At 67.7% G+C, this 13,158-nt stretch carries 6 protein-coding genes; 4 read left to right on the top strand and 2 right to left on the bottom strand.

Features of this window, described 5'->3' with window-relative positions; translation table 11 throughout:
- Positions 1-4: 4 nt before the first annotated feature.
- Positions 5-1,054, bottom strand: a complete 1,050-nt coding sequence (locus R6G97_RS23520) for a TauD/TfdA family dioxygenase (protein WP_043215871.1) — start codon at positions 1,052-1,054, stop codon at positions 5-7.
- A gap of 67 nt (positions 1,055-1,121) precedes the next feature.
- Complete coding sequence (locus R6G97_RS23515) at positions 1,122-10,313, bottom strand: non-ribosomal peptide synthetase (protein WP_317847585.1); 9,192 nt, start codon at positions 10,311-10,313, stop codon at positions 1,122-1,124.
- A 254-nt stretch (positions 10,314-10,567) separates the two neighbouring features.
- On the opposite strand from R6G97_RS23515, the gene R6G97_RS23510 reads away from it, so the two are divergent.
- From R6G97_RS23510 to R6G97_RS23495, 4 genes are read left to right on the top strand one after another with little or no spacing between them, the layout of a single operon-like run.
- Entirely contained in the window at positions 10,568-11,740 is a 1,173-nt protein-coding gene (locus R6G97_RS23510) for a PepSY-associated TM helix domain-containing protein (RefSeq protein WP_043214078.1), read from the top strand.
- The gene (locus R6G97_RS23505) at positions 11,737-12,270 is read left to right on the top strand and encodes a thiamine pyrophosphate-binding protein (protein WP_070571318.1); all 534 of its coding nucleotides are present in this window, start codon (positions 11,737-11,739) and stop codon (positions 12,268-12,270) included. The genes R6G97_RS23510 and R6G97_RS23505 overlap by 4 nt, the downstream gene beginning before the upstream one ends.
- Positions 12,267-12,584, top strand: coding sequence for a hypothetical protein (locus R6G97_RS23500; protein ID WP_043214083.1), 318 nt, complete (start codon positions 12,267-12,269; stop codon positions 12,582-12,584). Before R6G97_RS23505 ends, R6G97_RS23500 begins: the two co-directional genes overlap by 4 nt.
- On the top strand, positions 12,581-13,150 hold the full coding sequence (locus R6G97_RS23495; protein ID WP_043214085.1) for a DUF6162 family protein: 570 nt from the start codon (positions 12,581-12,583) through the stop codon (positions 13,148-13,150). Before R6G97_RS23500 ends, R6G97_RS23495 begins: the two co-directional genes overlap by 4 nt.
- Positions 13,151-13,158 lie beyond the last annotated feature (8 nt).

Here is a 13,158-nt window from a genome sequence, read left to right as displayed (position 1 = left end):
CTCCTTAATCGTGGGCCAGATCGGCGCTTTTCTGCGCGATCGCCATGGCGGTGAGAATTTTTCGACGGCCCGTGAAGGCGTTGCGCGCATGCACGGTGAGGATGTTGTCCAGCAGCACCACGTCGCCCTTCTGCCAGTCGAATTCGACCATCACGTCGCGGTAGATCTGTTGCAGGTGGCGCACCACGTCATCGCCGATCGGCGTGCCATCGCCAAAGAACGTGTTCTGCGGCAAGTCCAGCGGGCCGAACTCGCGCAGCAGGTTGTCGCGGATGCTGTCAGGCAGGGTCAGGGCATTGAAGAAGGTGCCGTGGTTGAACCAGATGCGCTCGCCGGTTTGCGGGTGGCGGACGATGGCCGGGCCGCGCTGACGGGTGCGCAGGCGGTTGCCTGGTTTCCACTCGGCCTCTACACCGATTTGCGCGCAGTAGGCTTCCACTTCGCTGCGCACCTCGCTCTGGAACACGGTCTGCCACGGCAGGCCCATGCCGTCGCCATAGTTGCGCACATAGAGAATGCCCTTGCGGGCGAAGGCTTCGCGCACCTGCGGATCGACGCGGTCGAGGATCAGCCGGGTATCGCCCAGCGGCGTCTGGCCACCGGTCTGGGAGGGGGTGTCGCAGTAGAAGTACAAATGCAGCGGGAACACCGGCGAATAGGAGTGCTCGTTGTGCGGGAAGATCCGCTCACCGGCCGGGTAGTCAGTGGAGCTGTAGATGTTGAACTGGCCCGTGATCTGGGTGCGTGGCGAGGCGCGGAACAGGTACTGCAGGGCGCCGCCGGAAATCGCGTCGATACACTGGTTGAATTGATCGATACCTGCCACATCGAAGCCGCGGAACAGGATCGCCGCCCCCTGGTGCAATTGCTGCTGGATCAGCGCGCGGTTCTGCGCCGCCCAGGCGACTAGATCGACCCCTGGCACGGTGGGCGTACACAGCAGCGGAAAGCCCGCCTCGAACAACGGGCGGAAGCTGACCAGGCTGGACGTGTCGCTGGAAATGCGCTTGCGCGCACCGCGCATGGGGCGAGAGGACAATGAAGTGACAGACATGACGCCTCCTGGAACTGGACCATGGCGGCTCGTCGCGAGCCGCCGCAAAAGTCGTTGAACAATCAGGTCATTCGACGGCGCTGGAACGACGCCGGCGGATCGGGTGCAGCCCTTTGAGGCGGGCGGCGCGTTCGCTGCTCTGGCGCTGCTGGTGGTCACGCCAGACCTGCTCGGCCCGGGCCGACAGCTCGCCCAGGGTGGCTGCGCCCCCGACCAGCGCCGCGAGCACCGCCCGGACCTGCTCGAACATCGCCTCCAGCGTGGCCGGAGCGAAACGCCCGGCCGGATACTCGAAGCTCAGGTGCAGGTGCTCGTCGTCGTTGTAGAACGCCGCCACCAGGTCCAGCTCGGCGGCCTGGCGCCCGGACGGGAAGTCACTGACCTGCAGCGCCCCCATCGACGGCAGGCGCCCCACGCCTTCCTGGTGGATCAGCTTGATCGAGAACAGCGGCGAGCGGCCGTTGCGCCGGGGCAGGCGCAGGGCCTCGACCAGGCGCTCGAACGGCAGGTCTTGGTGCTCGGATGCCTCGATCAACGTTCGGCTGCACAGGGTCAGCAGCTGATCGGCAGTCATCGCCGGCACAAGCTCCACCTGCAACACCAGCTGGTTGACGAAGAAGCCAACCATGCGCTCGAGCTCGGCATGGTTGCGGTTGGCGATGTCGGTGCCGATGCGCAGGCGGGCCTGCCCGGTGCGCTGTTGCAACACCACGTTGAACGCGGCCAGCAGCACGCTGAACAGCGACTGCTGGCGTTGCCGTGCGAACCGGCGCAAGGCCGCGCTCTGGGCGAGGTCGAAGGTGAAGTGGCAGGTCGCGCCCTGCCCGGCTTCGCCGGGTTCGGCGGTCGGGTCCGGCGGCAGCTCCAGCACCGGGTGATGCTCGCCCAGATGGGCCTGCCACCAGGCGAGTTGGCGTTGCAGTTCGCCGCCCTGCTCCAACCACTGGCGCTGCCAGCGGGCGAAGTCGGCGTATTGCAGGTTCAGCCCTGGCAGGGTCGGCTGCTCGCCTGCCGCGAATGCGCTGTAGAGGCTCACGAACTCGTCGATCAGCACACGGAACGAGCCGTCGTCGGCGACGATGTGGTGCAAGGTCATGAGCAGCACATGGTCCTGGTCGGCCAGTTGCAGCACCTGCACACGCAGCAGTGGGCCGTTGGCCAGATCGAACGGCTGCGCGACTTCCTCGCGGGCCAGTGCCTGGGCACTGGCCTCGGCATCGGCCAGGCCACGCAAGTCGCGGTAACGCAGCGCCAGCGGCAGGTCGTCACGCACCTGTTGCCAGGTACTTCCGCGCGCCTCGTGGTAGGTGCTGCGCAGCACTTCATGACGCGCCAGCAAGGCTTCGAAGGTACGGCGCAGGGCGTCCGGATCCAGTGGGCCGCGCAGGCGCAGGGCGCCGGGCATGTTGTACATCGAGCTGTGCGGCTCCAGGCTCCAGAGGAACCACAGGCGCTGCTGGGCGAACGACAATGGCTGCTCGCCCGGCCCTGGGTCTCGCGCCATGGCCGGGCGGGCGAGCACGGCCTGATCGGCACTGGCGCGCACCTGCTCGGCAAAATCGCACAGCCGCGGATGCTCGAACAGCGCCCGCAGGCTCACTGCACGCCCCAGTTGCCGGCGCACCTGGGAAACGATCTGGGTGGCCAGCAGGGAGTGGCCGCCCAGGTCGAAGAAGTTGTCCTCGCGGCCCAGGCCATCGAGGCCCAGCACCTGCTGCCAGATCTGCCCGAGCTGCTGCTCCAGGCCTTCGCGCAGCGGCTCGCCACCCTCAAGCGCCAGGGCCTCGGGCGCGGGCAAGGCCGTGCGGTCGAGTTTGCCGTTGCGGTTGAGCGGCAGCGCTGCCAGCGCCACCACCTGGGCCGGCAACAGGTAGTCCGGCAAGCGGGCCTTGAGCGCCTGGCGCACGGCGCGGGTCAGTTCGGCGCTGGTATGCGCAGGCGCGGTGGGCACGGCGTAGCCGATCAATTGCTTGCCGGTGGCGCCCTCGTGCACCAGCACCGCTGCTTCGCGGATCATGGGCAACGCTTGCAGGTGCGCTTCCAGCTCACCCAGTTCGACCCGGAAACCACGGATCTTCACCTGATGGTCGGCCCGGCCGATGTACTCGACCACGCCATCGGCGCGCACCCGCGCCAGATCGCCGCTGCGGTACAAGCGCTGACCCGGGGTGCCGGCGAACGGGTCTGGCACGAAGCGCTCGGCGGTCAGCGCCGCACGGCCATGGTAGTCACGGGCAAGGCCCGCGCCTGCGGCGATGCACAGCTCGCCGGCCAGACCTGCCGGGGCCAGGTGGCCGTGGCCGTCCAGGATGTGCAGCGCCCGCCCCGGCAACGCGCGGCCGATGGGGATGGCGCCCGCGCTGTCAGCCAAGGTGCAAAGGTGCGTGCTCGACACCACCGTGGCCTCGGTGGGGCCGTAGGTGTTGACCAGCCGCACATGCTCCAGCCCAGCCGCGTGCCACAGCTTGAGCCCCTCGGCGGACATCGCCTCGCCCCCCACATGCACCTGGCGCAGGCGCCCGGCCTCACGCGGCGCGCTGGCGGCCCACTCCTGGGCCAGCAGGAACCAGTACGCCGCCGGCAGGTCGGCCAGGGTGATGCCTTGGGCGATGATCTGCTCGTACAGGGTCGTGGTGTCCCACAGCTCATCGCCGCGCAGCACCAAGCAGGCGCCCACGCACAGCGGCGGGTAGCACTGCTCGACGAAGCCGTCGAAGCTGAAGGTGGCGAACTGCAGCACTCGATCCTCGGGGACCAGTTGCGAATAGTCGGCGGCGATCACGCAGAATTCGCGCAGTGCCGCATGGGCAATCGACACCCCCTTGGGCTGGCCGGTGGAACCGGAGGTGTAGATCAGGTAGGCCAGGTCCTGGGCACTGGCCAGGTTGACCGGGTTTTCCGGGCTGTAGCCCTCCAGCCAGCCCTCGCCCGCCTCCAGCAGCAGGCAAGGCAGCCCGGCCGGCGCCTGGAGCAAACCAGGCTGCATGAGCAACAGGCTCAGGGCGCTGTCCTCGATCATGTAGGTCAGGCGTTCGGCCGGGTAGTCGGGGTCCAGCGGCACATAGGCGGCGCCCGCCTTGAGCACCGCCAAGAGGCTGGCGATCATCATCGGCCCGCGTCGCACCGACAGCCCCACGCGCTGGCCAGGACCCACGCCGCATGCGCGCAGGCGATGGGCCAGGCGGTTGGCCTGGGCATTGAGTTTGTCGTAGGTCCAGCGCTGCTCGCCGGCGATCAGGGCCAGCGCCTGTGGCGTGAGCGCTGCCTGGCATTCGAAGCGCTGGTGCGCCAACAGCGGGCTGTCCAGCGTCAGCCGCGGCTGCCCGCCCTGGGCCAGGCGCTCGGCGTGGCGCGCGGCATCGAGCAGGCCCAGGCTCGCCAGCGGCTGTTCAGGCGCGGCCACGAACTGCGCAAGCAGGTGCACCAGGGCATCGCGCAGCTGCGCCACCTGTGCACTGCCGATCCGGGTGCGGTCGTGGCTGAAGGTCAGTACCAGGCCCTGGTGCTGCTCGATGCCCAGGGTCAGCGGATAGCTGGTCTGCTCGACGTTGCTGACCTGCGAGAGCCGCAAGCCGCCCGGTGCGCCTTGGCGCAGCGCCTCGGCCACCGGGAAGTTCTCGAACACCAGCAGGCTGTCGAACAAGGCCCCCTGCTGGCCGGCCCAGCGCTGGATGTCCACCAGCGAAGTGTGCTCGTGCTCGCGCAGTTGCAGGTTAAGCGCCTGCACCTCGCCCAGCCAGGCAGCCACGCGCTGGGTCGCACGCGGCGCGCAGATCACCGGCAAGGTGTTGATGAACAACCCGACCTGCTGCTCGATGCCCGGCAACTGCGCGGGGCGCCCGGCCACGGTGGCGCCGAAGGCCACCGATGGCTGGTTGCAGTAGCGCTGCAGCAGCAACGCCCAGGCCGCCTGGAACACCACGCTGACGGTCACCTGTTGGGCCCGGGCGAACGCCGCCAGGCGTTGGCTGAAGGCTTCGTCCAAGCCGTGGACCAACTCGCCGAAACCCTCCTCGCCCGCCTCGCGGGGCAGCGCTTCGCCCAGCAGGGTCGGTGCTTCGAGCGCCTGGAGCTGGCCGCGCCAGAAGACCTCGTCCAAGGCCGGGTCGCGCCGTTGCAGCCAGGCCAGGTAATCGGCGTACTTGCCCGCACTCACCGGCGGTTGGCCGCCTGCATAGCGTTGCAACACCTCGCCCAGCAGCTGAGCGTTGCTCCAACCATCCATGAGGATGTGGTGGCTGGTGTAGATCAACTGGTAGCGCTCGCCGCCCAGGTGCACCAGCACCAGGCGCAGCAAGGGTGCGCGGTCCAGGGCGAAGGCGCGGGTGCGCTCCTGATCGGCAATACGCTGGATATCCGCGCCTTCACCCGGCAGCACCTGCAGTGGCAGTGCTACCTCGCGGGCGATCGACTGCACCGGCTGCGCCAGGGCCTCCCAGTGATACTGGCTGCGCAGCACGTCGTGGCGTGCGAGCACGGCCTGCCAGCTGGCGGCGAAGCGCGCCACGTCCAGGCCGTCGATGCACACCTGCAACTGGTTGATGTAGGCGCGGGTCTCGGGCGCGTAGAGGCTGTGGAACAGCATGCCCTGCTGCAAGGGCGAAAGCGGCAGCACATCCTCGACGTGAGCCCAGTCCAAGGCCAGGCCATCGAGTTGTGCCTGGTTCAGCCGCGCCAAAGGGAAGTCCGAAGGTGTCACGCCGAGGGTGCCGGGGGCCAGGCAATGGTCAAGCAACGCCTCGAGGGCCTGGCCGAAGCCCTCGGCCAGACGCTCGAGTGTGGAGGTGTCGAAACTTTCGCGACAGTAGCGCCACTCCAGCACCAGCTGGCCCTGGTACACCTGCCCTTCCAAGCTCAAGGCGCTGGCCAACGGCGCCATAGGATCCTGGGACTGGCCGCTGCCTTCGATGGCCGGGGCGAACAAGGCGTCGTCTCCGAATTGCTGGTCGAACTGGCCCAGGTAGTTGAACAGGATGCCCGCCTGCGCCTGGGCGGCCAGCTGTGCGCCGGCCTCGGCATCCAGGTAGCGCAGCACACCATAGCCGACGCCCTTGTCCGGCACCGCGCGCAACTGCTCCTTGACCGCCTTGATCGCCTCGCCCGGCGTCGGCGCAGCCTTCAGGCGCACGGGGAACAGGCTGGTGAACCAGCCCACGGTGCGGCTCAGATCGATGTCGTCGAACAGCGCCTCGCGACCGTGGCCTTCGAGCAGTACCAGGCAGTCCGCCTGAGCGCTCCAGTCAGCCACGGCCTGGGCCAGGGCGGTCAACAGCAGGTCGTTGACCTGGGTGCGGTAGGCCTGGCCTGCGCGCTGCAGCAATTGGCGGGTGCGCTCGGCGCTCAGGCGCCAGGTCAGCACGGCCGCGCTGGCGTTGACCCTGCGCCCATTCGGGTTGTCGTGCGGCAGTGGCGCGCTGGCGCGCTGCGCCAGCCAGAACGGCAATTGCTGACGAGCTCGAGGCAGGTAATCGCCCAAACGTGCAGCCCAGTGCTGGTAGCCGCTGGTCTTGGCCGGCAAGGCCTGCTGACGGTAGGCCTGCTGCAGGTCCTCCAGCAGCACGCGCCAGGACACCCCATCCACCACCAGGTGATGGGCGACCAGCAAGAGCCGCTGGCTGCCATCGGCCATCTGCACCAAGAGCGCACGCAGCAGTGGGCCGTCGGCGAGGTCCAGGCTGGCCTGGGCCTGGTCGCACAGAGCGCGCAAGGCCTGGGCCGACGCAGCCTGACGATGCCACAGCTGCACAGGCGCCGCCTCGGCGTGGGTTTGCTGCCAGCCGGTCAATGTGTGGCGATAGCGCAGGCGCAAGGCGTCGTGTTGCTGGACCAGGCGCACCAGGGCCGCCTCCAGACCCTCGGGCTGCAGCGGCTCGCGCGGGGTCAGCAGCAGGCCTTGGTTCCAATGCTCGCGCGTCGGAATCGTCTGCTCGAAGAACCAATGCTGGATGGGCGTCAACGCCACCTCGCCCTGCAGCGGCCCTTGCTCGACCTGCACCAGCGGCGCCTGCTCCACGGCTTCGGCCAGCTCGCGCAGGGTCTGGTGCTTGAACACATCGGCGGGGCTCAGGCGCAGGCCGGCCTGGCGGGCGCGGCTGACCACCTGGATGGCGATGATCGAATCGCCGCCCAGGGCGAAGAAGTTATCGTCCAGCCCGACCGCCTCGACGCCCAGCAACGGCTGCCAGATCTGCGCCAAGGCGCGCTGGCGTTCGCTGTGCGGCGCCTCGTGCTGCTGGCGTACCGCTCCGGCGCGTGGCAGGGCCTTGCGGTCGAGCTTGCCGTTGGCAGTGACCGGCAGACGCTCCAGGAGCATGAAGCACTCCGGCACCATGAACACCGGCAGGCTCAGTTGTAGATGGGCTCGCAGCTGCGCCTGCAGCGCGCCGCTATCGGCCACCTGCGCCGACGGCACCAGGTAGGCGACCAACAGCTTGTTGTCCTGGGCCAGCACCACCGCTTCCTTGACCGCCGGGTGAGCCATCAGGCCGGCCTCGATCTCGCCCAGTTCGATGCGCAGGCCACGGATCTTCACCTGATGATCCAGGCGCCCCAAGTAGTCGATCACGCCATCTTCGCGGTAACGCGCCAGATCGCCGGTGCGGTACAGGCGCTCACCGGAGCCGAATGGGTCGGCCACGAAGCGCTCGGCGGTCAGCGCCGGGCGGCGGTGGTAACCACGCGCAAGGCCCACGCCGCCCAGGTACAGCTCACCGGCGGCGCCAACCGGCACCGGGTTGAGTTCGGCATCGAGGATGTGGGTGCGCAGGTTGGCGATGGGCCGGCCGATCGGCACGCTGTGGCGGCCATCCTCGATGCAGGCCCAGTGGGTCACGTCGATGGCGGCTTCGGTCGGGCCGTAGAGGTTGTACAGGCCCGCCCCAGGCAAACGGGCGAACACCTGGGCCTGGGCTTCGGCCGGCAGGGCCTCGCCGCTGCAGACAATGCGTCGCAGGCTGGTGCAGGCCTGGACGCCCGGCTCATGGATGAAGGCCTGGAGCATCGAGGGCACGAAGTGCAAGGTGCTGATGCCCTGCTCGGTGATGATCTGGATCAGTTGTGCCGGGTCGCGATGGGCACCGGGCTGGGCCACCACCAGGCGCGCACCGACCATCAGCGGCCAGAAGAACTCCCACACCGACACATCGAAGCTGAACGGCGTTTTCTGCAACACGCTGTCGCACGCCTGCAGCCCATAGGCCTGCTGCATCCAGGCCAGGCGGTTGAACAACGCCTGATGGCTATTGCCAGCACCTTTGGGGCGGCCGGTGGAACCGGAGGTGTAGATCACATAGGCCAGGTTGTGGCCACTGACCTGGCAGGCGGGATCGCTGTGCGGATACCCGGCGCAGTCGGCGGCGGCACTGTCCAGGCACAAGATGCGCAGGTCGGCGTTCAGCGGCAGGCGTGTCCGCAGCGCGGTCTGGGTCAACAGCAGGTTCACACCGCTGTCTTCAAGCATGTAGGCCAGGCGTTCGGCGGGGTAGTCCGGGTCCAGCGGCACGTAGGCACCGCCGGCCTTGAGGATTGCCAGCAGGCCGACCACCATCTCCAGCGAACGCTCAAGGGCAATGCCCACCAGCACCTCAGGGCCGACGCCTGCCTCGATCAGGCGATGGGCCAGGCGGTTGGCTCGGGCGTTCAGTTCGGCATAGCTCAACTGCGTACTGCCGAACACCAAGGCCGGGGCATCCGGCGTGCGCAGGGCCTGCGCCTCGATCAGGCGCTGCACGCAGGGGCCGTTTTCGTAGTGCTCGGCGGTGGCGTTCCAGCCGCGCAGCAGACGCTCGCGTTCGGCATGCCCCAGCAGCGGCAGGTCGCCCAGGCGTGCATCCGGCGCCTGGACGATGCCCTGCAGCAGGTTCAGCCAGTGCTCGCGCAAGCGCTCGATGCTGGCCTGCTCGAACAGGTCGCAGGCGTAGGTCAAGGCTGCGTGCAGGGCGCCAGACTTTTCCAGCGTGTCCAGGGCCAGGTCGAACTGGGTGGTGCGCCCACCCAACTCAAGGCGCGAGGCCTTGAGCCCGTCGGCGATGTACAACTGCTCGAGGTCGGCGACCACGGGCTGGTGGTTGTAGAGCACCTGGAACAGCGGCGAATGGGCAGCATCGCGCGAAGGCTCAAGGGCGTTGACCAGACGCTCGAACGGCAGCTCCTGGTGCGCCTGGGCGCCCAACACTGCCGTACGGACTTCAGCCAGCAGCGCGTTGAACGGCTGATCCCCACGCGGCTGGGCGCGCAGCACCTGGGTGTTGACGAACAAGCCGATCAACCCTTCGGTCTCGGCCTTGCCGCGCCCGGCGACCGGCACGCCGACACGAATGTCCTGCTGGCCGGTGTAGCGGTGCAACAGGGCCTGGAACGAGGCCAGCAGCACCATGAACAAGGTCACGCCTTGCTGCTGGGCCAGTGTGCGCAGGCCCGTGGCCAACGCAGGGTCGATGGCGAACTCCAGGCGCACGCCGCGATAACTCGGTGCGGCTGGCCGGGGAAAATCGGTCGGCAATTCCAACACCGGCTGTTCATCGCCCAGCTGGGCCGTCCAATAGTCGAGCTGGCGCTGCAACTCGCCCGCCTCCAGCCAGCTTCGCTGCCACAGGGCGTAGTCGGCGTACTGGATCGGCAGCGGCGGCAACTGGGATACCTGGCCCGCCACGCATTGGGCGTACAGGCGGCTGAATTCGTCGATCAGCACGTTCATCGACCAGCCATCGGCGACGATGTGGTGCAAGGTGAGCAACAGCACGTGCTCGTCCTCGGCCAGGCGTACCAGGCATACCCGTAGCAACGGCCCTTCCTGCAGGTCGAACGGCAGGCCCGCCTGCTGCTGGGCGATGTCTTGCAAGCGCTGCTCGCGCTCGGCGCAACCTGCAAGATCGTGGCGCTCCAGCGCCAGTGGCCCAGGCGCCTGCACGCGGGGATACCAGATGCCCTCCTCCAGGCGGAACAGCGTGCGCAGCGGCTCATGCCGCGCCACCAGCGCCTCGAAGGCCGCGCTCAGTGCGTCCAGGTCCAGCACGCCCTGTAGGCGCACCGCTCCGGGTAGGTTGTAGGCTGCGCCTTCTGGATCGAGCAACCACAACAGCCCCATGCGCTGCTGGGCGTAGGACGGCTGCGCGCAGGCGATGCCCTCGACCTGCGCAGGAATGGGCAACAGCGAGAACTCCACCCCTTCTCGCGCCAAGGCCTGAAGAAACAGGCGCCGCTTGTCCAACGGCAGGGCGATAAAGCGACGGGCAAGCTTCTCGGCGTCTTCAGGTTTCATGCTGGGCGTCTTCCTAAAAGTTCATTCGTAGTGCCGGGGCACTCGCATGCAGTTAGGAACGAAACTCAATTCGGCGGATTTAGGCTCGGCGCAACGCCGCGGCCCAGAGGCTTTGAAATATTTTTTTGCATTTTGCCCCGCAGGTTTTTGCCGCTCATTCGTCACATATAGAAACGAATGCGATTCAGTCGCGAAAAGCCCGCCTGGGCCGTTGCGCGATGTCGTGGCTCATTTGCCCAACAAGACCGGTACTCATGTCGAAAAAGTCCCGCTCCAAAACCTGGTTCCTGGTGCACAGCTGGTTGGCGTTGCCCATCTGGTTCTTCGTGTTGATCGTCTGCGTGACCGGCACCCTGGCCGTGCTTAGCCAAGAAATCGTCTGGCTGGCCAACCCAGACGTGCGCGCCAGCAAGCCCCACGATGACGCCCAGCCGCTGAGCTACCAGCAGGTGCTCGACGCGATCCACCGCGCCGACCCGGCCATCGCGGTGAACTACATCAGCAAGCCGGGCGAGGCGCACTTCGCCCTCACCGCCAGCGTCACCTACCCCGACGGCACGTCACCGATCCTGTACGTGAACCCCTACACCGGAGCGATCCAGGGCAAGAGCCCGACCTTCGATTTCGAAGCCTTCACCCGGGCACTGCACGGCTGGTGGCTGGTGCCGTTCACCAACGGCTATAGCTGGGGCTGGTACCTGGTGTCCTTGCTGGGGCTGCCGCTGCTCGCCTCGCTGGTCACCGGGCTGGTGGTGTACAAGCGCTTCTGGAAAGGCTTTTTCAAGCTGCCGCGCCTGGGCCACGGTTCGCGGATCTTCTGGGGCGATCTGCACCGCCTGAGCGGGGTCTGGTCGATCTGGTTCATCGCCACCATCTCCATCACCGGCACCTGGTTCCTGATCCAGGCCACGCTGGCCGATAACCACGTGACGATTTCCAGCGAGCCGATCGTGCCGGCCATCGCCCGCGAAGACGTGCCGCGCACCGCCGACGGCCAGGCGCCCACGCCGATCAGCCTGGACGAGGCCGAGCGCGCCGCCACCGAGCGCTTCCCAGGCTTCGAGGTGACCTTCATCACCCTGCCGGGCAATGCCTACAGCCATTACTACATGGGCGGGCGCGGCTGGTATCCGCTGATGTTCGAAACAGTCAACGTCAACCCCTACAACAGCAAGGTCGAGGCTTCGTTCATGGTTTCGGACCGCTCGGCCCTGGAGTTCGTCACCGAGTCCATGCGCCCGCTTCACACCGGTGATTTCGGCGGTATCTGGGTCAAGCTGATCTGGGCCTTCTTTGGCCTGATGCTGACCTTGATGGTGCTCAGCGGCCTGTTGATCTGGACCAAGCGCACCGCCCAGGCCACCGCCGCTGCGCTCAAGCGCCAGCCCCGGGCACGCGCGGCGACCGCGTCGGAGGCCAGCCTATGAGCAAGCACACCCCACCCCAGTCGCCAGTCAAACGTTTCTGGCTGAAGTGGCGATTTCACCTGAACATCCTGCTGGTGCTGATTCCCCTCGGGCTGATGCCCAAGTACTTGCATGAAGCCTCGATGGACCGTGGCGAAATCGGCCTGGGCGAACGTGAATTGGGCGAACTGAATGCCGGCCCGTGGAGCGTGCGCCTGGCCGAGCGCTTCGACGAGGCGCCGCGCTCCGACGGCCCGGCGGGCTACTTCAAGCAGTTCAAGATCGCCCTGTGCGAGCAGTGCAGCGACATCAAGGCGGTGTACCTGCGCGTGGGCAAACCGCGCAGCCTGCGGGCAGCCGGCGCGCTGTTCGTCGGCACGCCTTATCGCATGACCGGCGAGGTCAACATTCCGCAAAAGACCCGGCCCGACGCCGAGCTGTGGCTCACCTTCGAAGGCTGGGACGGGCAGATGCACCAGGCCTCGATTCCGCTGGCCAAGGCATCGCCGGCCACCGTGGCGTGGCTTCAGAAACAAGGAGGCAAGCAATGAAACACTGGATGGGCGTCCTCGCCCTGCCCCTGCTGCTGGGCGTCGCGCTGCCTGCGCAGGCCCATAACCCCATGTGCGAATGCACCGAATCGGCCGACCAGATCACCTGCAAAGGCGGGTTCTCCGACGGCAGCGGCGCACCGGGAGTGACCCTGGACGTGATCGGCTATGACGAACAGGTGCTGCTGGCCAGCAAGCTCGGCGAAGACTCCACCCTGACCTTCAAGCGCCCCGAGGGTGAGTTCTATGTGCTGTTCGACGCAGGCCCCGGCCATGTGGTGGAAGTCGACCATGCCGACATAGGCGCGCCATGAGCCGGGCCCAGGTGGTACGCCCGGCCGGTGCCGGGCACGAGACCTTGTACGTGCTGCTCGCCGCCCTGCTGATCATCACCCTCGCCACCACGGTGGTGGTGCTGCGCGGTGAGCGCGAAGACGAAGTGGCCATCGCGGCCCACCAGATCGATGCCCGCCGCGACCTCACCGCCGCCGAGCAAGGCCTGTACACCGACCTGTGGGTAGCGGTCGAGGAGATCGCGCTGCTGCGCGAGGAAAGCGGCCAGGTCCCGGACGTGGAGGCCTTGGCCGAGGAAGGCCTGCCGCCCTTCGTGCCCGACGCCAGCAGCCAGCGCCGCGGAGGTCACCACTGGCAGCGACTGCCCAGCGGCGCCTACCTGGGCCGCAGCCAGGACGCCCAGGTGGCGGGCAGCCTGCTGCTGATCCTGCCTTCTGGCGACGGCGAACAGCCGGATGTCTGGCTGCGCCGTGACCGCAGCGCCCTGGCCCCGGACGACCTGGGCCAGACCGCGCTGATCGCCGCCGGCTGGCAGCAGGTGGTCAGCCACTACGACGCCGGGGTCACCCGCCAACACCGCCACTGAACCGAAGG

This window comes from Pseudomonas sp. HTZ2 (assembly GCF_033173945.1).
Lineage (GTDB): Bacteria > Pseudomonadota > Gammaproteobacteria > Pseudomonadales > Pseudomonadaceae > Aquipseudomonas > Aquipseudomonas guariconensis.
Note: the sequence above shows the minus strand (reverse complement) of the source record. Positions and strands in the feature narration are given on the sequence as shown.